Here is a 20,955-nt window from a genome sequence, read left to right on the forward strand (position 1 = left end):
GAAAGGTAAAAAATTTATGGAGGTGTCAAAAGGATGCAAGATAATATGCCATCCCAATTGCAGGAACCAATTTGTATAAACGTCGATAAGGTATTCGACTGGATTGTAAAGGAAGCGTCGTTTGAGTTTTCCCCTACTGGACCAATTACTTTTCCAGGAGTAACAGCAACGACTAGCTTAGTAGGTGCAGTAGTTACATGTAATGTAGTTCCAAGAGCAACTAATCCTGTTGTTATTTTGAATCGTGAGAATCGTCAATTCTCCATCGATGGTGCAACGGTATGTCTTCAAAGTCTGACTATTCAAAAGAACTTTACTCTTACGTTAGTTGTTACTTTACCAAATGGTACTAGGTTCACAAGCAATCCTATTACAGTTTCACGTTGTGAACAAGTTACATTATGTGCGCCGAAAGGGACAGATGTAGAAATTTTATTCACAGATTTAGATTGTTTCGTGTGTTCAACAGGAACTCTAACAGCTGGAACAAACACAATTACGTTTTCTGCATTAGTAGTTACTATATCAGTTTGCCAAAGTATTCAATCTACATTCCCAGTTACTGTGGAATTCTTAGCGACTTTCTGCGAGCCAAGAGCAGAATTACCGTTCGCATGTCCAGGTGTAGTTCGCCCAGCGCAATGCCCTGCTGTATTCCCACCAGTCGGTTAATGGTACTAACACATAGAAGAACATCATATTGTAAAGAGAGGGTAATCCTCTCTTTTTTTTTATGGAAGGACGTAACTGCCACATAAAGAAGTTTGAAATTGCTTTGATTAATTCAATACTATTAGCAAGGGGGCACTGATTATGCTTACTCGCATCGATCGTGTAGAAGAAAAAATAAATGAGTTAAAAAACCAAACGGATTTTTATGTTCATGAAATGAAAAAAGCGATTGAGGAGTTGATCGTTCCGGAAAGTGTCAACGTTATTAGTTATTTCACATCCTCAATCAATATTTCTTATAATCCCGATGAGGAAAGCTTATGCCTGGGCTCTTATCATATTCGTAATATAGGTAATCAGCCTATAACGAATCCTTCTCTATGTATAAAGCTACCTGAAGATTCCCCATTCTCCTTCTCAGGAAGGTATGTCTATGAACATTTCGCACCAAATTTAAAAGGAAACAGTAGCTGGGAGAGAATTAATGATTCATCGAGCAAGGAGGAATTCTGGCTTAGACCTATAGGAAAAACAACGTTAGAGCCAAACGAGACACTATCATTTCCTAACTTTCAAATCAAATGGGGTCATAATTCATCTTATTCAGGAAGTATTATGGGTTTTACATATTGTGATCAGTTCGAAGAGGGTGTCGTCGTCTTAAATCCTATTAATCTCAATGGAATGAGTTATACACAGGAGGATGAAAATGAGTGAGTCTGAAAATATAAATCAAAAAATAGATAGTGTTGTCCATCAACTAATAAAGGAACAGCTTACGAATCTTTCTAACTATAGTAATACGAAAAATAATAGCTTTGCTTATCTCGAAAAAGGCACATTGAATTTACTTCTTGCCTATTTAATGTCAGGAGAAAAGAGAAAAGTTGAAGAAGTTGGCGATGAGGAAATAGAAATGAAGATGATGAAGCAGCTGGATGAGATGTTAGAGGAGAGTAAGGAGCAATTTGAAGAAGTGATTAGTTTACTTAAAAAATTGTCGTGATAGGAGGTGTAAGTGTGGATAATGATATTGTCAAAAACAATGATCCTATGCAGCTTCAGCAAATGATCATTTTTTTAAGAGCCGAATTAGCGAAGTATAAAAATGAAGTTAAAAGGCTTAGAGATGGTGATTATTATTCACTAGTCCTGAGATTAGAGCGAGAAAATGTTGAATTAACAAAACAGAAAAAGGAGCTTTCGATGGAGCTTTTAAAGCTGAAGAGAGACCATGATAGAACAATAAAAACTTACTTTGATGATATACAAGCGAGAGAAATCCAGAAGAAAAAACAACTTTCTTCGATAGAAGGTTTATTAAAAGAACTGGAAGAACTGCGTGAAGAAAATAAGCTAATAAAGGAATCTCTAAAATTCACTAAAGATGAATTACTACTTTCTATGAATTCAGATGCTAATTATAAGACTACAGTGGATGGCCTTGAAAATAAGTTGAATGTTTTTACAAGAGATATAGGCCAACAAATGAAGTCGATCATTGAAGCCATCGAAAGATCCCATTTAGAGCAAGCCGATTTAGACAATCTTAATAAGCATTTAGCCAAAGAAATAGAGGAGAAAAGCAGTGAGATAGCAAAATTATCGGAAGAATTAGCTGATGTAAAAAAACAAAGTTCTTCCCTAAGTGGAAAAACGAAGATGGATCCCGAGTTCCTGACACGTGTAGATGCCCAAGTGAATAAGGTATTGGCTCAATCAATGGATTTTGAAAAGCAGTTGAATCATAAATTACGCTTGCTTGAGGACCTGGATCACAAACTGAACGAGCTAACAATAGAAATCAATACTGATAAAACTGTATAAAATATGTTGTAGAAGGCTGTTTCAAAAGTAAGATGAAACAGCCTTTTCATGTTGCTAATTGGAAAACAAAAAAGATTTCGGCTAGGATTCCGAAATCTTCTTGTGAAATACGTGATTATAATTTGTTGCATCTCGTAAAGCTTTTTCTTCAATTGGAATGCGTACAGATAGCATTGTTATATTTAAAAGTGTGAAGCAGAAGGCTGTGAAGTATGCTTGAAACATTAAAGGCAAAAGAATAATTTCTAAACAAACCACTGCGTAATTTGGGTGACGCATAAATGTATAAGGGCCTTTCCGTACCACTTCTGCATTAGGCAATATGAGTATTTTTGTGTTCCAAAAAGACCCTAAAGAACGGATACACCAAATGCGTAATGCTTGAACGGCAATAAATAATAAAAACAATAACGGAAATAAAGGCGATACACTTTTATGATTAGTGGCTACTTCAATCATTAAAAACAAGAAAAAGGCGGCGTGCAAAGTAACCATATACGGATAATGAGAGGAACCGACTTCATAGGCCCCTTGTGAGAGCATCCATTTTTCATTGCGTTTTGCAATGAAAACTTCTGTCAATCTTTGTAGAATGACGAGGATCAAAATAATGTGAATCATCATGCTACTCCCTCCATTTAAGTAATACGGCTTCAGCACAAAAGCCAGGGCCAAGAGCGACGAGCAAACCAGTATCCTCTACTTGTCCTTCATTTAACATAAATTGCTCCAACACGTATAGCACCGTAGGAGATGACATATTTCCATGATATTTTAATATTTCCCGAGAAATGTCGGTTTTTTGGGGAGCTAAGTAAAGTGTTTCTTCATAGGCTGTTAATACTTTTTTACCGCCAGGATGTGCAATGAAATGGTTAAGCTGTTCACTGTACAGCTCATGTTCCAATAAAAATTGTTCAATGAATGGACCGAGCCAATTGGTGATGATGGCAGGAATACTTTTCTGAAAAACGACATGTAGGCCATTATTTTTAATATTCCAGCCCATAACATTTTCTGAATCTGGCATCCACTTAGAGCCGGTTCCGATAATTGTAGGTGTTGATTTTTTTACTGCGATATTCACTTCGTCTCCACAGACGAGTATACATGCTGCGCCATCCGCAAAAAGAGAGGCACCAATTAAATTGCTTTTTGAAAAATCATTTGGCTGAAAGGTTAGACTACAAAGCTCAACGCAAACGACAAGAACTTTCGCTTTCGGGTGAGCACGACAAAAATCATAGGCTCTACTAACACCAGCTGCACCACCAGCACAGCCAAGTCCCCAAAGTGGAATACGCTTAAGTCTGTCTGAAAAAGGAAGTTGATTCATAACCCGTGCATCAATACTCGGTGTGGAAATGCCTGTGCTACTCACAAAAATAATAGCATCGATATCTTTAGGAGAAATCGGTGATTGTAAAAAGGTTTCATTTTGTAAACAGGCTTGAATGACGTTAACGCTATATTGTGTAGCTAGCTCAATATATAAATCGTTACGTTCCTCAAAGGAATGATCCGTACGATGCCATTCCGGTGGCACACAAAAATGACGTGTTGCAATACCACCATTCTCAAACACTTTTAAGTAGCGTTCTAATTTAGGGATTTTTGCATAAAAAAGTTCCTTCGTTAGCTCCTCCGCATTTGTCTGTTGTAATGTGTACGGTGGTTTGTATGTACTGATCGAAATGATTTTTGACAATTCAACATCTCCTTCGCCAATAGTGGTCTTGTTTATTGTATGCAGGTAGGGAGGGGATACATGCTTGTAAGTTATAATTGACAATTTCGGAAGATTCCGTTATATTGAAAATAACAAAATCGAAAGTAGGTGATGTGACATGATGAATAGAGCCGCTATTAACGAACAGCAATTCGGTTTGTTCAATTTCACACGCCTAAAATATACAATTTAACCACACATAGTAGCGAGATTTAATTCATGATTGTGGTGTTTTGTATATTCTCTTAAATGTGCCTGTGAACCTTGTAACTGCCGAATTGCGCAGAGACATGGTTTTTTTGTGTTTATTTTCAAGTGATGATAAACGATATGCATATTTAGGAGGAAAACAAATTGAATTTAACAACTTTAGGATTTTTAACATATTTTGAAGATCAAATGACTGGATTTAAACAGGAGGCTAAGCTAGCGAACTGTGTGCCGGCTAGGGTTACATTGGAGCATAAGCATTCCTATCGTGTGCTGGCTGAAGAAGGAGAGTGGCTGGCAACGATTGCTGGACATTACGCGTATACATCATTAGCACGTGAGGATTTTCCCGCAGTTGGGGATTGGGTGCTAGTTGAGAAAATGCCTGGTGAGGAAAAGGCGATTATTCATAAATTGTTTACTCGAAAATCAGTCTTTTCACGGAAGGCCGCGGGGGCGGAAGTACAAGAGCAGATCGTAGCATCGAATGTTGATATCGTGCTTCTAGTGATGAGCTTAAATGCAGACTTTAATATTCGTCGTTTAGAACGTTATTTAGTAGCTGCGTGGGATTCAGGTGCGAAGCCGGTCGTTGTATTGACGAAGGCTGATCTGTGTGAAGATATTGCTAGTAAAATACGTGAGGTTGAGTCTGTAGCGTTCGGTGTGGATATTTTTGTGACTAGTGCTCTGTCAGGTGAGGGCTTAGAGGATATTCGTGCGCTATTTACGGAAGGCGTAACAGGAGCATTGCTCGGTTCTTCTGGCGCAGGGAAATCTACATTGACGAATGCCCTTAGCGGTGAGGACTATATGAAGGTTTCGGATATTCGTGAAGATGATGCGAAGGGGCGTCATACAACTACACATCGTGAATTAGTTTTATTGCCAGGTGGTGGCTGTTTAATTGATACACCTGGAATGCGAGAATTACAATTATGGGATCAGAGTGACAGCTTATCTTCTAGTTTTAAGGACATTGAGGAACTTTCTACAGCCTGTCGTTACAGAGATTGCAAACATCAGAAGGAGCCGCATTGTGCTGTACAGCAAGCCATTACAGATGGTGTGCTTGAACAATCCCGCCTTCAAAGCTATTTTAAATTGCAAAGAGAGCTTGCTTTTATCGAACGAAAAGCAAATGCACAGGCAAAACTTAATGAGCAACGCAAATCAAAGCAACTTGCGAAGGGGAAGAAAGGTAAAAAATCTAATTAAACGAAACATGATATGAGGGTGAACGGTTATCTCATAGTTGGGGGACACACATATGACAATCCAAAACATAAATCATTTATTATTTTCAGTTTCAAATCTAGAGGAATCCATTGCATTCTATGAAAAGGTTTTTGACGCAAAATTATTAGTGAAGGGGAAAAGTACAGCCTATTTTGATGTAAATGGGCTGTGGCTTGCCCTGAATGTAGAAAAGGATATTCCTCGTAATGAAATACATCAATCCTATACACATTTAGCTTTTTCTATCCATGAGGATGATTTTGACAAAATGTATGAAAAGTTAATCCAACTTAATGTCAATATCCTAGAAGGTAGACAAAGAGATGTGAGAGATAAAAAATCGATTTATTTCACAGATCCAGACGGTCATAAGTTCGAATTTCATACAGGGACTTTACAGGATCGCTTGGATTATTATAAAAAGGAAAAAATGCATATGGAGTTTTTTGATGTCTAAAGGTTGCAACACTCTTTCTAATGAATACGTTGATAATAGTAGAAGGGGTGATTTTATGAAAAAAGCTATTATTTTTGATATGGACGGTACTTTATTTCAAACAAATCTAATATTAGAGCCAGCACTTGCGGCAACGTTTGATGTGCTGCGCGCAAAGGGCTTGTGGCAGGGAGAAACACCAATAGAGAAATACCATGAAATTATGGGGGTTCCATTACCTGTTGTGTGGGAAACGTTATGTCCTATGCATACGCTAGCGACACGGGAAGAAAGCAATGCATTATTCCATGTTAAGCTTATTGAACAAATACAGAATCGTCAGGGTGCATTGTATCCACATGCAGAGCAAACACTGTCTGCTTTGGCGGATAACTACGATTTATTCATTGCTAGTAATGGACAAACTGAGTATTTACAGGCGATAGTAGAAACTTATCAATTACAACGTTTTATTAAAAGTACATATAGTATTCAGTCCATTTCGAGTGGTCATAAATCGGATTTAGTGAAAAAGGTAATTGAGGAAAATGCCATTGAACGTGGAGCAGTCGTTGGTGATCGTTCTTCTGATATTCAAGCAGCCCATGACAATCAGTTATTCTCTGTTGGTGTTCGTTTCGACTTTGCACAGGAATCAGAATTACAGAAAGCTAACATAGTTATTGATGATTTAAAAGAATTACTTGATTTAAAATTAGGATAAAATTTTATCGAGAAATAGGAACGATTTATCGACATACATTGCAATTCATAATCAAAAAGAGTAAGATAGTGGAAATCTATAATAAAAGCATTGATAAGGAAAAGTAAATTGGATAAGCATTATATAGAGAGCCTCTGTTGGTGGAAATGAGGTAAATGTCCCCTTTTGAAAATGACCTTTGAGCTTCGTACCGAAAGCAAGTTTGCGAGTAGATTACGACGAGATGGGCACTCGTTACAACAGCGGCAGTATCCCTCATTGAAATTTGAAATGAGACGCACTGATGGAGGCAAATAGTGAGAGCTATTTGTAAATATAGGTGGTAACACGGGTATACTCGTCCTAATCAATTTTGATTAGGGCGTTTTTTTATACATTTTTTCAGGTGTTTTGGTTAAGTGAATATAGGTTTAGATGAATAAAAATGGTTGATCAACACACCTTACACTTTTTACATTTTTTCGAGGGGAGCAACTTAGGATGACAATTGTTATTGGAGGCGCGTGGCCATATGCAAACGGTTCTTTGCATTTAGGGCATGTTGCTGCATTATTACCGGGCGATATTTTGGCTAGATATTATCGACAAAAGGGCGAGAAGGTATTATATGTTTCAGGAAGTGACTGTAATGGCACCCCGATTTCTATTCGGGCTGCACAGGAAAATACGACAACGGAAGCAATTGCTAATCATTATCACGAAGAGTTTTCAAAATGCTTCAATGAATTAGGATTTACCTATGATTTGTATACGCGGACAGATGCGCAGCACCATCATGAATCGGTTCAAACAATTTTTTTACAGCTATTAGCGAACAATTTTTTATACAAAAAGAAAATTGAACAGGCTTATTGTGAAACGGACAAGCAGTTTTTGCCTGACCGATTTGTCGAGGGGATTTGTCCAAACTGTGGTGCGATGGCACGTGGTGACCAATGTGATAATTGCTCAACCATTTTAGACCCACTCAATTTAATCGATAAACGCTGCAAGATTTGTGGGAATGCGCCAATTATCAAGGAGACAGAGCATTTTTACTTTGCCTTTAGTCAGTTTCAGGGGAGGCTAGAGACTTATTTAGCGGGGGCAAAGGCAGAAAAACGCTGGCGAGACAATGCCTTAAGTCTAACAGAGCGTTACTTGGCAGAAGGGGTTCCGGATCGTGCTGTAACAAGGGATTTACCAAATGGAATAGATGTGCCAGTACCAGGTTTTAAAGGCAAAAAAATATATGTGTGGATTGAAGCAGTAGCAGGCTACTTAACGGCGAGTTTGGAATGGGCAAAGCAGCACCAAATAGCGATTGAAGATTTGTGGAATGAAGAAACGATTTCATATTATGTGCATGGTAAAGATAATATCCCGTTCCATACAATTATATGGCCAGCCATTCTAATGGGGATGGGAGCGAAGACATTACCTACACATATTGTATCAAACGAATATTTAACATTAGAAAAACGAAAATTATCGACGAGTCAAAACTGGGCGGTATGGGTGCCTTATATTTTAAGTCGATACGATGCAGATTCTATTCGTTACTTTTTAACAATGAATGCGCCAGAAAATCGCGATACGGATTTCTCTTGGCGAGAATTTATTTATAGTCATAATGGTGAATTACTTGGCGCTTACGGTAATTTTGTTAATCGTACATTGAAGTTTTTAGAGAAATCGTTTGATCGTCAAGTGCCTCATGCAGAGGTAGATGACACTATTCGAAAACGAACAACTCAGCTGTTTAATGATGTTGGGAATCATATAGAAGCGGGTCATTTTAAGCAAGCATTAGAGGCTGTTTTTGAATATATTCGTGCGGCTAATCGCTATTTTGATGAGCAGCAGCCATGGCTACAGGCGAAAGAGAATGTGGAAGCTGGAAATCAAACATTAGCGACATGTGTTTATATCATTGCCAACCTTGGACAGCTATTACATCCATTTTTACCGTTTTCAGCTGAGAAGGTGAGAAAAATGTTAGGGATCAAAGAAGTGAAGTGGCATGAACAAGTAGACTTACCAACAAGCATTAGCGAAGTGACACCGCTGTTTGAACGTCTTGATGTGGCACTAATTGAAGAGGAATATCAAAAATTAGTTGAGGGCAGTCGATAGGAAAAGTAAAAGCAGTATGACTCCAAATAGTGTCATACTGCTTTTAACTTCTTTCAGATGAAAGTAGTTAAAGCCTCCGGCGGATGTCACGGCATCGGAAAGGAGTGCTTAGGGGAATCATCGCATCCATGCGATAACGGCTAACTGACCTGCATCGGTAAAAACGCCGCGTCCTGTGGCAATACCGAAATGACCGACATCGTGTCGGCCCTTGTGCAGGCCTAAGCACAAAGCCGATTCCGGACGCAATTATGCCGAGGCATAATTGATCTATTATTTAGTTCATAACAGGCGTTAATTTAGCAACAACAATACTGTTGATGGCATTAATATAAGCTAGCGCACTCGCTTTTAAAATATCTGTATCTGCAGCTTTTGCGATATATTTTTCACCTTCATGCTCGATTGTAATTTTTACTTTACCAAGCGCTTCTTTACCGCGCGAAACACTATTGATATTATACTCTACAAGTTTCACATCGATGTTTGTAATTTCTGCGATGGCTGAATATAGGGCATCAATTGGACCTGAGCCAACTGCACTTGCTTTAAATATCTCCCCGCCTTTACGTACTTTCACACTTGCTGAAGGGAAACTTACGTTGCTGACGACTTGTAAATCATCGAAATCAAAGAATTGATCACTATAGTGAGTGGCGTTAGCATTGTTTGCATCATGCTTTTCATAATAGCTTTCTACAATAACATATAAATCGTGATCGTAAACTTCTTTCTTTGCATCAGCCAGCTTTAAGAAGTCTTCGAAGATTCCTTCGAATTCATCCGCTGTAAGATTTGAAAAGCCAAGTTTTTCAAGAGCATTTTTCACCGCGTGACGTCCAGAGCGAGCTGTCAGGACTAGCTCCATATCGTCAAGACCTACATCTTCTGGATGGACAATCTCATAGGCATCACGAGATTTAAGAAGACCGTCTTGATGAATACCAGATGAATGGGCAAAAGCATTATCTCCAGTAATCGCTTTGTTTACTTGTACGTCTAAGCCCATAAAGCTTGAAACAAGACGAGACGTATTCATAATTTCTCTTGTGTTGATACGCGTCTCAGCATTGTATACAGAGCTACGTGTCTTCAATGCCATGACTACCTCTTCTAATGCAGCATTTCCTGCGCGTTCGCCAATTCCGTTAATTGTACATTCTACTTTATCTGCACCGTTTTTAATCGCAGCAAGCGTATTAGCAGTTGCCATTCCAAGATCATTATGGCAATGAACACTTAACAGAACGCTATCGTCTAAGTTTTTCATACGATCATTTAGTTTATAAATCATCGCTCCAAATTCTTCTGGTTCTGCAAAGCCGACTGTGTCAGGTACATTTATCATTGTTGCACCAGCCTTCATTACGGCTTCGATGGTTTTCCAAAGATACTCGAAATCTGAACGAGAAGCGTCTTCTGTTGAATACTGGACTTGTGGTAGAAAAGTTTTCGCATATTTTACTGCATCTACGCCAATCTGTAGAATTTGATCCTTGGATTTACTAAATTTTTTCTCAACATGAATATCAGAAGTACCGAGTACCATATGAATCATCGGATTTTCTGCATATTTTACAGCATTATAAACAGCATCAATATCTGCCTGTACAGCACGTGCTAAAGCAGTAATCATAATGTCGCTTGTATTCCCAACTTTTTGTGCAACAGCTTTAACTGCATCAAAATCTCCTTGTGATGAAGCGGGGAACCCAGCTTCGATAATATCGACGCCTAATTTTTTGAGTTGCTGAGCAATCTCTACTTTTTCATATAAATTCAGTTTTGCACCTGGCACTTGCTCGCCATCACGTAAAGTCGTATCAAACACCCAAATTTTTCTTCCCATTTTCAAACACTCCTTTTGTAGTAGTAATATTGATATTGTCTCTGCTTTTAACCTTTAGCTCTGCTAGAGACGAAATCCACACCTAGGCCAATAAAAATAAAAAAACTCGCCTCTATATAAAAATATAGAGACGAGTTTATGCTCGCGGTACCACCCTAATTGACTTTCTCTTTATAGAAAAAGCCCCCTTATCGACAGCTATCACTGTCTATCCCGTTAACGGAGGAAACCGACGTCCCTTACTTAAAGTTCAGGGAGTGGCTCATGGACGAGTTCAAAATGTGTGCCTATCGGTTTGCACCAACCACCGACTCTCTACAAGTACACTTTCATTTCTACTATTTCCAATCTTGGCCTACAATAATGTGTTGTTGAAAGCAATAATACGTGGATATTGTTGGTTTGTCAATAATATTCTAAAAATTATTTCTTTTCTGTCTTGTTCGATAGTAGTACCTTATTATGGATTCGAACCTTTAATAACATTAAAAAGCTCCCTTATTTTTGACTTATCTCCGAAATTTGAGGATGGTATTGTTAAATGTATGCCATGTATATAGGTTGATTGGAGTGGAGGCTGGGCGACTCCTTGGGGATCAGCGTCACAGATGAGACCCTGGAGCGAGCAGCGCGAGTGAAGCGGCTCATCGGACGCCCGCAGGAAAGCGCCCAGCCGGAACGGAAATCAACCCTACGCTATGATAATAATCATTATTTCTACAATAAATGTAAATATTTACGAGATAATAAATGGGTAATTAACAGTTTAGAAAGAGGGCGTGACAATGAAATTTGTATTTGATTTAGACGGTACGATTTGCTTTAAGGGACAACCATTAAGTGAGGGAGTTACTAATGCTTTAGAAGCTTGCATCGAAAACGGGCATGAAATCATTTTTGCATCAGCTCGTCCGATTCGTGATTTACTACCAGTATTACCTGAAACAATGCGAAAATTTTCAATGGTAGGGGGAAATGGTGCATTTGTTGCACGGAACGGTGAAATTATTGAGGTAACAGCGTTTGAAGCAAAAATTGTAGAAGAGATTCAAAATATTATTTCAGCATTTGGATTGCCGTATTTAATAGACGGTGATTGGGATTATGCATATACAGGTAGTGAGACACATCCAATTTATCAAAATTTAGATCCATTAAAACTTGCGAAAAATGTTTCGTTGCAAGAGTTGAAGGATATAGTGAAAGTTGTATTATTCCCTGGAGGGCAACGTAATGAAATAGTAGGTGAACTAAAAAAACTACCAATTTCGTTATATGAACATACATCTGAAAATATTGTAGATATGAGCCCGAGCGGCATAGATAAATGGAATGGTTTAACGAAGTTAGGTATCGCTGAAGGTGAATTTATCGCATTTGGAAATGATACGAATGATGCGTCCATGTTTGCAAAGGCAAAAGAAAGCGTTTGTGTAGGTGAACATAAAGTACGCGAGCTTGCGTCCTTACAAGTACCGAGTGAGGAAACGGCAATTATTAAGATGTTAAGTGTGTTAAATGAAAAGTACAAGGAAGAGGCTGTAATTGATTAGATTCCCGTGCTACTCGTACTGGGAATTATTCATAAATCGAAGAATCTTGTACACATAAATGAATGTTATCGATAGATACCATCTAGGGATAATCAGAGCCCATTCTCATATAGGAAGATGTTAAAAAGGAGAAGACGATATGGCAGATTCTAACACAATTTTGTTCCTATGGCAGCTCTCATTTTTCATTTTTGGAGTCTCGTTAATAGTAGGTATTTTTAAAAAGTCTTGGGTTTTTATGCTGATAAGTACAATTACATTTTTGCCTATAGCATTATATTTTTTAGGAGCAGTAAATGCTTTTAAATATATTGGACTAACACCATTTGTTCTTTTCATTTTAACTTTATTATTTTGGTTTTTAAAAAGAAAAGGATAAATATATTTGTTTTATGAGCTGACTTTGCACTCGTAGAATCAATGATTTTCTACGTTTTACCAGGTAGATGCTTTGAAAACAGCTCATACGTTTAACTATAGTCGTTGTGCTTCGAGGCATAATATTGTTAAAATGCATGCAATGTATTAAGTTGATTGGAGTGGAGGCTGGGCGACTCCTTGGGGATCAGCGTCACAGATGAGACCCTGCAGCGAAGCGAAGCGGCTCATCGGACGCCCCCAGGAAAGCGCCTAGTCGGAACGGAAATCAACCCCACGTTATGATAATTAGCTATTATAGAAACTTTACCAAATTCCTTACTCCACTTTAAAACGCGCAACCTGTGTTTGTAATTCCTCGGCCATGTTTGATAGTGTCGCAGCGGAAGCGGCCACTTCTTCAATAGTCGCAAGCTGTTCCTCGGAAGCAGAAGCTACATTTTGTAGATTGGAAGAAGACGTCTGTGCGATTGTTGCAATTTCATCAAAGGATGCGTAAATTTGCTCAGCGCTTGATGACATTTCCTCTGAAACTGTCGTTGCTTCTTGAATTTGTTTGGATACATGCTCGGTCAGTTCAACAATTTTTGAGAAGCCTTCCTCCGCTACTTTTACAACTTGCATACCTACTTGAACCTCTTGTGTACCGGTATCCATAACAGCTACGGCGTGGTGTGTATTCTGTTGGATTTCTGAAATCAAAGTTGAAATTTGTTCAGCAGATCGTTTGGATTGCTCCGCTAATTTTTTTACTTCATTCGCAACTACTGCAAATCCTCGACCATGATCTCCTGCACGTGCTGCCTCAATTGCAGCATTCAATGCTAGTAAATTTGTTTGCTCTGCAATATCTGTAATGAGGCTAATAATATTTCCGATTTCAACAGAATGGTTTTCTAAATCTTTCACAACGCTAGCAGATTCTAAAACCGCTGAATTGATTGTGTCCATCTGTGTAATAACACGGTGTAGTGATCCATTTCCTTTATTCGCTTCCGTATTTGTCTCTATAGCAAGCTCTGAAACAGCAGCTGTAGTCACAGCCAATTGTTGAATGCCTTTTGTCATAGTTTTCATAGCTACCGAGCTTTCAGTAGCGTTTTTCCCTTGAGCTTCGGAGCCGCTTGCTACTTCTTGTATAGAGGAAGTGATTTGTTCTGTCGCTTGAATAGTTTGTTCAGCACTTGCGGTTAGCTCAGCAGCAGAGCCACTTACTTGTACAGTGTTATGACGTACATTTGTAATAAGATCCTTTAAGTTTGCCGCCATTTGATTAAAGGCAAGTGCTAAATCGCCTACTTCATCACGATTTTTAATTTGAATTTGCTCAGCTGTCAAATCGCCCCCAGCAATCTTTTTCGCAGTCTTTGCCATTCCCCTGATTGGGCGGGAAATAAGGCTTCCCATGATCATAGCAATTATCAGACTAATGACAACAGCAAAGATACCAAGAATAATCATTTGGAATTTAATATCTTGAATATCTTTTGATGTAGCAGCGATTTTTTCTTTTATATATTCATCTTGGTAGTTAGCAAGGTTAGCTACACGTTCATCGAATTGTTTAATAATTAGTCGGCCTTGTGTGCTATCAAGCTTTACATATTGTTCTGTTTCTCCATCTGCCTTTAATGAAAACATTCGATCTGCGAACTGTTGGACATCTTGCTCGCTTTTATTGATTGCCTCTAATAATTCAATTGATTTTTGAGAATCGAATGATGCCATTAATTCATCATATTTCTTTTTAAATTCTTCACGGGACGCCGTATTACTTTGAAAATTTTGCTTGTCTCCAAGTAATAGATAGCCTCTCATATTTACAATTTCTTGTTTAGCAATTGCGCGGAGCTCTTGTATACTAATAGATTTTGTTGTTTGTTCTTCAAGTAACACGCGATATGTCTTGTTTACGGAATTAAGCTGTTTAAAATTTAATCCGATAGTGCCAATTAATACTAAAATAACAATAAAAAAACCGAGTGTTAGCTTCTTATAGATAGTAAATCGCATAGTTGTCGTTTCCTTTCTCAGTAATTTAGTAGAAATGTTACAAAAAAATGAAATATGTATATACCATTTATATCAGATTATATTAATTTTACAAAGTATTATGAGAATTTCTACTATATTGAATAGGAAGAGTAAGGACGTAAGTTGTAGATAAAATGATAAAAAAGGTAGAATAAAGTGCCGTTTCACTGCTAGTGAAAGCGGATAGTTATGTGTATATTGCAAACAATTAAGACAATTTGCGCAAATTTGAAACTAAATGAACTGTAGTAACGTAGAAATGGTAAAGGAATAAGCAAGGATGTGGGAAAATGTATAGGCCTGTTTTGAAATTGCCAAAAACAACATATGAAAAGATTTGGGACTATATCGGTGGTGGATTATTTGTACTGTCTATCCTTTATATTTTTGTCATGTGGGGCAAACTACCCGAGGAGATTCCAGCTCACTTTAATGGCGCAGGAGAAGTTGATCGCTGGGGTTCTAAAATAGAATTATTTATCCTTCCGTTTATTGGACTATTTCTATGTATTTTTCTAGGGTTCCTTGAAAGGGTTCCGCATACGCATAATTACCCAGCACGCTTAAATGAAAGTAATGTTGAAGCTTTTTATTTGAATAGCCGAAAAATATTAAATGAAGTGAAAAACCTTTGTCTCATTTTATTTGCAGCTATATCCTTCCAAATGGTACGCATTGCACTTGGTGAGGTAGAGAATCTTGGCTGGTGGTTCCTACCGATAGTGCTAATTGGAACAGCCATTCCGATAATTAAAGGTATAGTAGCGACTACCAAAATAAAATAGCTTATTTCAATGTAAACGAAACGCTCGAGAAAATTTGAGCGTTTTTTTTGTACGAATTTTTCATTAAATCAGCTATACTATCAAAACTAAGAGAAAATTGTATGGATCATTAAAAGAGGTGTCAAAACTATGCAAAAGAAATTTAAAGTAAAAGATGGATTGTCCATTGCTATTCATAATCAGCCGCAGGAAATGTTACTAGAGGGGATACCCCAATCAGGGAATACACCCCATGATCGAATCATTACCTTTGTATTTACTATTGATGAAATGGTAACGTACTTACAAAATGAAATAAAGTTAAACACTCTCGTGGAACAAGGCTATTTATTTTTTGTGTATCCGAAAAAAGGGAATAAAAAGTATGAACAGTGTATTCATCGCGATGAAATCTTCCCGGCTATTCAAGTAGACGATGAAAAATACATTGTTGGCAGTGATTATAAATTTGCGAGTCTTATGTCTTTAGATGAGACATTTTCAATATTAAGCATAAAAAGAGATGGCAAAAGCCGTGGCAAGAAGAAGACAGCGAGTAGTCAATGCGTAAGCGACTATGAAGGTATGATTCCTCAATTGCGTGATTCACTTGCGGAAAATACGGATGATTTAACATTTTATGATGGATTAACACCGGGCTATCAAAAAGATTGGGCCCGATATATTTATAGTGCGAAAAAGGAAGAGACGCAGGTAGCGCGCTTGGAGGAGATGCGTGAAATTATTAGACTAGGCTACAAAACAAAGGAATTATACCGAAAAGCAAAGGCAGAAGGTAAAGCATAAATAACAAAGAGACTTTATTGTTTCCTTTTAGTGATGCTATATTCATTGTCATTGGCAATCCTATGATTAGCCTAGTATCCATTACACAATAGAGCGATTAAAAACAGAAATCAGATTGGCTCATTATAAAAAATTAGGGATGATATTTAGTATGAAATTTAAGTTGATTGGAGTGTAGACTAGGCGACTCCTTGGGGATCAGCGATATAGAGGAACGAAGGCTAAAGCATCACGTCCTGTGATAACGCCTTCGTGACCAACATCCTGTTGCCCCAAGCGGCTCAGCGGACGCCCCCAGGAAGCTTTGCTCTGTGCGAAAGCGAAGCGGCAGCAAATGTTTTATCTGTACGAAAGCGAAGCGACAGTAACAACAAAGCGCCTAGTCGAAACGGAAATCAATTCTACGTTATGGAAAGAGTCTTTTATAAAGATATACACCTAGCAATAATACTATATTGAAAAGGGGGACAGAGTATGAAAAACACTTATATTGAGCAAGTAGATGAAAAATGGCAGGAGGGTTTTGCTAAACTTGTAGATGTGGTAGAAAGCAATTTACCAGAGGGTTTTGAAGAAAATATGAATTATGACATGATAAGCTATGTTGTCCCGTTATCTACTTATCCGAAGGGTTACCATTGTACACCGAATACTCCTTTACCCTTTATAAGTCTTGCTGCACAAAAACGTCATATTGCGGTTTATCATATGGGCATTTATGCAGATCAAGCGTTACTCTCGTGGTTCCAAGAGGAATATGCGAAACGAGTTCCGACAAAGCTTAATATGGGGAAAAGCTGTATTCGTTTTACAAACACTAAAAATATTCCGTACGAATTAATTGGAGAGCTCGTTTCGAAAATGACACCAGCACAATGGATTACAAAATATGAAGGGGAGTTAAATAAATGAAAAGTGCCACAACGTTTCTAATGTTTCAAGGACAAGCCAATGAAGCTATCCAGCAATATCAACAATGGTTTTCGGAGTTACAAGTAGACAGCTTAACTTATATGGAAGACTCACAACAGGTTGCAATGGCTGTTCTTCATTTAAAGGGTTTGAAAATAATGGTGAATGATAGTGTGATACAACATAACTTTACATTTACACCGTCAACTTCTATCTTTGTGGAATGTGAGTCTATAGATGAAATCGACAGTCTGGTTGCTCAAATTTTAGAAGGTGGACAGGCGTTAATGCCTCTTGATAATTATGGGTTTTCAAAGAAATTTGCCTGGATTCAGGATCGTTTCGGTGTATCTTGGCAACTAACATATAATTAAATTTAGGAATAAATGAATATGCCTCATCGTCAAAGTTAGGGATGACTTTTTTTAAAACGTATACTATGTGTATAAGTTGATCTTCGTTAGAACTGGGCGACTCCTTGGGGACCAGCAATCGAGGAACGAAGGCTAAAAGCATCACATCCTGTGATAACGCCTTCGTGACCAACAGTCCCTGCAGCGAAGCGGATGTTTTCTGTGCGAAAGCGAAGCGTCAGCAACAAAGCGGATGTTTTCTGTGCGAAAGCGAAGCGTCAGCAACAAAGCGCCTAGCCGGAACGGAAATCAACCTCACGCTATGGTGATGAAGCCATAGACATGAATAAATGGATGGAAAAAGCTCTTATGCCATTAGAGGATGATACAAAAATCCAATGCGTAGGGCACGATCATATTAAAAGGAGAATAGAATATGGCCGTAACTTTAGTGAGACACGCTATAAAATATGCTGAAGCAATGCATGCACTGTCTTCTATGCCACAGGTTCGAGATGCGCTAGGGTTACCTGCTGGAAAAGTGGAAGATACGATTAATTTTATTAAACGTGAGTGTGTGGACGAAGAAGCAGGAAAGACAGTTCCTCGTGTTGTTTTAGATGAGGAAGGACAACTGATTGGTGTAACGGCGTTAATGTTTATTGATCACAATAAAAAGAGCTGTCATATTGGATCATGGCTAGGCTATGAATTTTGGGGTAAAGGCTATAATCTTCAATCTAAAATTGCCATTTTAGATATTGCATTTTTTGAGTTAGGGTTAAAGTATGTTTTTGCAGGAGCTAGAAAGGTCAATATTCGCTCACAAAAGGCACAGGAAAAGTTGCCTTTTATTCGACTCGGAGTTGAAAATGATTTTCCGAAGGAGCATTCATGGCTAGAGGTCAAAGAAAAGCAACCTTGTGTTTTAAATGTTTTTGAGCGCGAAGATTTTGTCCAATATCGTACATCTTTAAAGAAAGTGGAAGGTGTGAGGGAAGACTATTTACCACAATTGTTATTGGCCGATGAAAGTGAAGAAGCTGTTCGGAAATATTTAAATGACGGTGAATTATATGAGATTAAATGTGGTGAACAGTTAGCGGGTGTAGCGTTACTTCTAGAACAGGCTGATAAGACAGTAGAATTAAAAAATATTGCGATCATACCGAAGTATCAAGGTAAAGGGCTTGGAAAAGAAGCGCTTCGTCAAATAACTACAATTTGTCAAACACAAGGATATCAAACGATAATAGTTGGAACTGCGAATTCTAGTATTGATAATATTGCGTTCTATCAAAAAGCAGGTTTTCGAATGGAAGCAATTGAAAAAGATTTTTTCAGTAATTATCCAGAGCCAATCTTTGAAAATGGAATTCGTGCGCTAGATATGATTTTCTTTTCAAAGGCATTGTAAAACAATATAGACATAAGAAATACCCGTCCAACTTGAGTTGTGCGGGTATTTTTATTCGCCAAGCAACAGTGCCATCAACTTTTCTTTCGAATGTAAAAAATCATCAAGCGTATAGCGATCTAAGACTGATAAATAAGCTTGTAATGCTTCATATAATACGCCTTTTAGCTGACATTCTGGTGCAATTTTGCATAGATTATTTTCTTTGTCAAAGCATTCGACAAGATGAAAATCCTCTTCTGTATGACGCACGATTTCACCAATTGTAATGGTTTTTGGATCAATCGCTAGGCGAATTCCTCCGCCCCGTCCTCGAATTGTCTCAATATAGCCCAATAATCCAAGTTGATGTGTCACCTTCATTAGATGGTTTTTCGATATATTGTAAGCATCAGAAATTTCTTGGATAGTTGATAATTGGCCTTCATCCTTTGCACCCAAATAAATGAGTGTTCGAAGAGAATAATCGGTGTATAAAGTTAAGCGCATAAGAACACCCTACTTTCTATAGTTCAAAATAATTATAGCATTTTTACATTGAAGTATAATAAATTCAATACTTTTTTAAAGATGTATTTAAAATACATTAATTATGTCCATTTTGTTAAAGATGTATTTTACATATTGCTTTAAGGAATTGATAGCGTTATATTGTAATCACGAAAGGATGGTATGCGATATGTTAAAACAAGAAACAGTACAAATTATTAAAGCGACAGTTCCTGTATTAGAAGTTCATGGAGTGGAGATTACTAAAACGTTTTACAAAAATATGTTTCAAGCTCATCCAGAATTATTAAATATTTTCAACCATACAAACCAAGAAAAAGGCCGCCAGCAAACAGCATTAGCAAACACAGTTTATGCTGCTGCGGTTCATATTGAAAATTTAGAAGCTATTTTACCAGCGGTGATGTTAATTGCTCATAAACACCGTAGTCTAGGTATTTTACCTGAGCACTATCCAATTGTTGGAGAAAACTTACTAAAAGCGATTAAAGAAGTGCTTGGTGATGCAGCAACAGATGATATTATTAATGCTTGGGCTGAAGCATATGGCGTCATTGCAGATATCTTCATTCAAGTAGAAGAAGAGCTATATCAAAAAGCTGAGCGTAATGGCGGTTGGCGCTTATTTAAACAACTGAAAGTGGCGAAAAAAGTAGTAGAAAGTGATCTTGTTACATCTATCTACTTTGAAAATGAAGACGGTACGCCGCTACCAGCTTATGAGCCAGGTCAATATATCAGTATCCGTGTGAAAGTACCAGGCGAACAATATTTAATGAACCGTCAGTATACGCTTTCGCAAGCAGACGCAGAAGACGGCTACCGTATTTCAGTGAAACGTGAAAGTGATCATACGCCAAATGGTAAAGTATCTAACTTTATTCATGACGTATTAGAAGTGGGAGATTTAGTGGATGTAAGTGTTCCAGCAGGGCTATTTGTCTTAGAAGAAACTTCTACTCCTATTACATTTATAAGCGGTGGTATCGGTGTAACACCATTGAATAGTATGCTGCAATCACTAACAGACGATGCAACAAACGAAGTGAGCTTTATCCAGTGTGCACGCAATGAAAAAGTTGTAGCATTTAGCGATGACATCAAAAAGAAAGTAAATGTGCTACCAAATGCGTCATATACAGCGTTATATTCGGATGAAAATAAGAAAATCTCAAAAGAATTGTTAGCCGAAAAAGTAGCCGATAATGCAGATGTTTACGTATGTGGACCTGTTGGCTTTATGGAAGCAATCATTGAAAATTTACATGAGATCGGCGTGAAAGACGAAAAAATTCATTATGAATTTTTTGGTCCAGCAATGCAGTTAGCCAAATAAATAATGATCTGCCCCCTTGTTATAAGAAGCAGTTTTCTGCACTTGTAGCAAGGGGTTTTTGTGTGCGCAAATATGAAAAAAAGTCATTGT

The 20,955-nt window shown here is 37.8% G+C and carries 21 protein-coding genes and 2 other annotated features; of the genes, 16 read left to right on the forward strand and 5 right to left on the reverse strand.

The features are described from left to right. Window positions 1-33: 33 nt before the first annotated feature. From ACFTQ7_RS11000 to ACFTQ7_RS11015, 4 genes are all read left to right on the forward strand, one after another. Window positions 34-672 carry a BMQ_0737 family morphogenetic spore coat protein gene (locus ACFTQ7_RS11000; protein WP_386828713.1) on the forward strand — a complete coding sequence of 213 codons (639 nt, stop codon included), beginning with the start codon at window positions 34-36 and terminating at the stop codon, window positions 670-672. Between the two features lie 141 nt (window positions 673-813). After that, entirely contained in the window at window positions 814-1,389 is a 576-nt protein-coding gene (locus tag ACFTQ7_RS11005; RefSeq protein ID WP_386828714.1) for a hypothetical protein, read from the forward strand. After that, entirely contained in the window at window positions 1,382-1,678 is a 297-nt protein-coding gene (locus tag ACFTQ7_RS11010; RefSeq protein WP_386828715.1) for a hypothetical protein, read from the forward strand. Before ACFTQ7_RS11005 ends, ACFTQ7_RS11010 begins: the two co-directional genes overlap by 8 nt. A gap of 14 nt (window positions 1,679-1,692) precedes the next feature. Next, window positions 1,693-2,499 (forward strand): hypothetical protein, encoded by an 807-nt coding sequence (locus tag ACFTQ7_RS11015; RefSeq protein ID WP_386828717.1) that lies wholly within the window; start codon window positions 1,693-1,695, stop codon window positions 2,497-2,499. 81 nt (window positions 2,500-2,580) lie between these two features. On the opposite strand, the gene ACFTQ7_RS11020 is transcribed toward ACFTQ7_RS11015, so the two are convergent. Together ACFTQ7_RS11020 and ACFTQ7_RS11025 are read right to left on the reverse strand one after the other, a co-directional pair. Then, a complete protein-coding gene (locus ACFTQ7_RS11020; RefSeq protein WP_386828719.1) occupies window positions 2,581-3,123 on the reverse strand; it encodes an isoprenylcysteine carboxyl methyltransferase family protein in 543 nt (180 codons plus the stop codon). Window position 3,124: 1 nt separating this feature from the next. After that, on the reverse strand, window positions 3,125-4,207 hold the full coding sequence (locus ACFTQ7_RS11025; protein WP_386828720.1) for a type III polyketide synthase: 1,083 nt from the start codon (window positions 4,205-4,207) through the stop codon (window positions 3,125-3,127). Window positions 4,208-4,582: 375 nt separating this feature from the next. On the opposite strand from ACFTQ7_RS11025, the gene rsgA reads away from it, so the two are divergent. The 4 genes from rsgA to metG all read left to right on the forward strand — a co-directional run bounded on the left by rsgA (window position 4,583) and on the right by metG (window position 8,952). After that, window positions 4,583-5,656 (forward strand): ribosome small subunit-dependent GTPase A, encoded by a 1,074-nt coding sequence (gene rsgA / locus ACFTQ7_RS11030; RefSeq protein WP_386828721.1) that lies wholly within the window; start codon window positions 4,583-4,585, stop codon window positions 5,654-5,656. 52 nt (window positions 5,657-5,708) lie between these two features. Next, on the forward strand, window positions 5,709-6,134 hold the full coding sequence (gene fosM, locus ACFTQ7_RS11035; RefSeq protein ID WP_386828722.1) for a FosM family fosfomycin resistance protein: 426 nt from the start codon (window positions 5,709-5,711) through the stop codon (window positions 6,132-6,134). Window positions 6,135-6,189: 55 nt separating this feature from the next. Next, the gene (locus tag ACFTQ7_RS11040) at window positions 6,190-6,837 is read left to right on the forward strand and encodes an HAD hydrolase-like protein (RefSeq protein WP_386828724.1); all 648 of its coding nucleotides are present in this window, start codon (window positions 6,190-6,192) and stop codon (window positions 6,835-6,837) included. Window positions 6,838-6,918: 81 nt separating this feature from the next. Next, window positions 6,919-7,185, forward strand: a binding site (T-box leader). Between the two features lie 132 nt (window positions 7,186-7,317). Further along, window positions 7,318-8,952 (forward strand): methionine--tRNA ligase, encoded by a 1,635-nt coding sequence (gene metG / locus ACFTQ7_RS11045; RefSeq protein ID WP_386828726.1) that lies wholly within the window; start codon window positions 7,318-7,320, stop codon window positions 8,950-8,952. Between the two features lie 277 nt (window positions 8,953-9,229). Here the strand turns inward: metG and ACFTQ7_RS11050 are convergent, their stop codons facing one another. Continuing rightward, on the reverse strand, window positions 9,230-10,801 hold the full coding sequence (locus ACFTQ7_RS11050) for a 2-isopropylmalate synthase (protein ID WP_386828728.1): 1,572 nt from the start codon (window positions 10,799-10,801) through the stop codon (window positions 9,230-9,232). Between the two features lie 123 nt (window positions 10,802-10,924). Beyond that, window positions 10,925-11,162: a binding site (T-box leader), on the reverse strand. A gap of 424 nt (window positions 11,163-11,586) precedes the next feature. Between ACFTQ7_RS11050 and ACFTQ7_RS11055 the strand changes: the two genes are divergently transcribed. Next, the gene (locus tag ACFTQ7_RS11055; protein WP_386828730.1) at window positions 11,587-12,354 is read left to right on the forward strand and encodes an HAD-IIB family hydrolase; all 768 of its coding nucleotides are present in this window, start codon (window positions 11,587-11,589) and stop codon (window positions 12,352-12,354) included. A gap of 139 nt (window positions 12,355-12,493) precedes the next feature. Further along, window positions 12,494-12,733, forward strand: a complete 240-nt coding sequence (locus ACFTQ7_RS11060; protein ID WP_386828732.1) for a hypothetical protein — start codon at window positions 12,494-12,496, stop codon at window positions 12,731-12,733. Window positions 12,734-13,050: 317 nt separating this feature from the next. Here the strand turns inward: ACFTQ7_RS11060 and ACFTQ7_RS11065 are convergent, their stop codons facing one another. Next, window positions 13,051-14,745: a methyl-accepting chemotaxis protein gene (locus tag ACFTQ7_RS11065; protein WP_386828734.1), complete on the reverse strand. Its 1,695-nt coding sequence runs from the start codon at window positions 14,743-14,745 to the stop codon at window positions 13,051-13,053. 311 nt (window positions 14,746-15,056) lie between these two features. Here ACFTQ7_RS11065 and ACFTQ7_RS11070 point away from each other — a divergent pair, with 311 nt between their 5' ends. The 5 genes from ACFTQ7_RS11070 to ACFTQ7_RS11090 all read left to right on the forward strand — a co-directional run bounded on the left by ACFTQ7_RS11070 (window position 15,057) and on the right by ACFTQ7_RS11090 (window position 19,019). Further along, the gene (locus ACFTQ7_RS11070) at window positions 15,057-15,551 is read left to right on the forward strand and encodes a DUF1648 domain-containing protein (protein WP_386828736.1); all 495 of its coding nucleotides are present in this window, start codon (window positions 15,057-15,059) and stop codon (window positions 15,549-15,551) included. Between the two features lie 129 nt (window positions 15,552-15,680). Beyond that, on the forward strand, window positions 15,681-16,337 hold the full coding sequence (locus tag ACFTQ7_RS11075; protein WP_386828738.1) for a YdeI/OmpD-associated family protein: 657 nt from the start codon (window positions 15,681-15,683) through the stop codon (window positions 16,335-16,337). 474 nt (window positions 16,338-16,811) lie between these two features. Further along, window positions 16,812-17,249 (forward strand): DUF1801 domain-containing protein, encoded by a 438-nt coding sequence (locus ACFTQ7_RS11080; RefSeq protein ID WP_386828739.1) that lies wholly within the window; start codon window positions 16,812-16,814, stop codon window positions 17,247-17,249. Beyond that, window positions 17,246-17,623 (forward strand): VOC family protein, encoded by a 378-nt coding sequence (locus ACFTQ7_RS11085; protein ID WP_386828741.1) that lies wholly within the window; start codon window positions 17,246-17,248, stop codon window positions 17,621-17,623. The genes ACFTQ7_RS11080 and ACFTQ7_RS11085 overlap by 4 nt, the downstream gene beginning before the upstream one ends. Window positions 17,624-18,038: 415 nt before the next feature. Continuing rightward, entirely contained in the window at window positions 18,039-19,019 is a 981-nt protein-coding gene (locus tag ACFTQ7_RS11090) for a GNAT family N-acetyltransferase (RefSeq protein WP_386828743.1), read from the forward strand. Between the two features lie 51 nt (window positions 19,020-19,070). On the opposite strand, the gene ACFTQ7_RS11095 is transcribed toward ACFTQ7_RS11090, so the two are convergent. Next, a complete protein-coding gene (locus tag ACFTQ7_RS11095; protein WP_079562208.1) occupies window positions 19,071-19,508 on the reverse strand; it encodes an Rrf2 family transcriptional regulator in 438 nt (145 codons plus the stop codon). Window positions 19,509-19,698: 190 nt separating this feature from the next. Here ACFTQ7_RS11095 and hmpA point away from each other — a divergent pair, with 190 nt between their 5' ends. After that, window positions 19,699-20,865, forward strand: coding sequence for an NO-inducible flavohemoprotein (gene hmpA / locus ACFTQ7_RS11100; protein WP_349659365.1), 1,167 nt, complete (start codon window positions 19,699-19,701; stop codon window positions 20,863-20,865). Window positions 20,866-20,955 lie beyond the last annotated feature (90 nt).

This window comes from Lysinibacillus sp. NPDC056959 (assembly GCF_042674095.1).
Classification (GTDB): Bacteria; Bacillota; Bacilli; order Bacillales_A; family Planococcaceae; genus Lysinibacillus; species Lysinibacillus zambalensis.

What these genes read in the sequence shown, in the direction of transcription:
- ACFTQ7_RS11000 (WP_386828713.1), top strand. Translation starts at nt 34, where the DNA reads ATGCAAGATAATATGCCATCCCAATTGCAGGAACCAATTTGTATAAAC.
- ACFTQ7_RS11005 (WP_386828714.1), top strand. Translation starts at nt 814, where the DNA reads ATGCTTACTCGCATCGATCGTGTAGAAGAAAAAATAAATGAGTTAAAA.
- ACFTQ7_RS11010 (WP_386828715.1), top strand. Translation starts at nt 1,382, where the DNA reads ATGAGTGAGTCTGAAAATATAAATCAAAAAATAGATAGTGTTGTCCAT.
- ACFTQ7_RS11020 (WP_386828719.1), bottom strand. Translation starts at nt 3,123, where the DNA reads ATGATGATTCACATTATTTTGATCCTCGTCATTCTACAAAGATTGACA.
- fosM (WP_386828722.1), top strand. Translation starts at nt 5,709, where the DNA reads ATGACAATCCAAAACATAAATCATTTATTATTTTCAGTTTCAAATCTA.
- ACFTQ7_RS11040 (WP_386828724.1), top strand. Translation starts at nt 6,190, where the DNA reads ATGAAAAAAGCTATTATTTTTGATATGGACGGTACTTTATTTCAAACA.
- metG (WP_386828726.1), top strand. Translation starts at nt 7,318, where the DNA reads ATGACAATTGTTATTGGAGGCGCGTGGCCATATGCAAACGGTTCTTTG.
- ACFTQ7_RS11050 (WP_386828728.1), bottom strand. Translation starts at nt 10,801, where the DNA reads ATGGGAAGAAAAATTTGGGTGTTTGATACGACTTTACGTGATGGCGAG.
- ACFTQ7_RS11055 (WP_386828730.1), top strand. Translation starts at nt 11,587, where the DNA reads ATGAAATTTGTATTTGATTTAGACGGTACGATTTGCTTTAAGGGACAA.
- ACFTQ7_RS11060 (WP_386828732.1), top strand. Translation starts at nt 12,494, where the DNA reads ATGGCAGATTCTAACACAATTTTGTTCCTATGGCAGCTCTCATTTTTC.
- ACFTQ7_RS11065 (WP_386828734.1), bottom strand. Translation starts at nt 14,745, where the DNA reads ATGCGATTTACTATCTATAAGAAGCTAACACTCGGTTTTTTTATTGTT.
- ACFTQ7_RS11070 (WP_386828736.1), top strand. Translation starts at nt 15,057, where the DNA reads ATGTATAGGCCTGTTTTGAAATTGCCAAAAACAACATATGAAAAGATT.
- ACFTQ7_RS11075 (WP_386828738.1), top strand. Translation starts at nt 15,681, where the DNA reads ATGCAAAAGAAATTTAAAGTAAAAGATGGATTGTCCATTGCTATTCAT.
- ACFTQ7_RS11080 (WP_386828739.1), top strand. Translation starts at nt 16,812, where the DNA reads ATGAAAAACACTTATATTGAGCAAGTAGATGAAAAATGGCAGGAGGGT.
- ACFTQ7_RS11085 (WP_386828741.1), top strand. Translation starts at nt 17,246, where the DNA reads ATGAAAAGTGCCACAACGTTTCTAATGTTTCAAGGACAAGCCAATGAA.
- ACFTQ7_RS11090 (WP_386828743.1), top strand. Translation starts at nt 18,039, where the DNA reads ATGGCCGTAACTTTAGTGAGACACGCTATAAAATATGCTGAAGCAATG.
- ACFTQ7_RS11095 (WP_079562208.1), bottom strand. Translation starts at nt 19,508, where the DNA reads ATGCGCTTAACTTTATACACCGATTATTCTCTTCGAACACTCATTTAT.
- hmpA (WP_349659365.1), top strand. Translation starts at nt 19,699, where the DNA reads ATGTTAAAACAAGAAACAGTACAAATTATTAAAGCGACAGTTCCTGTA.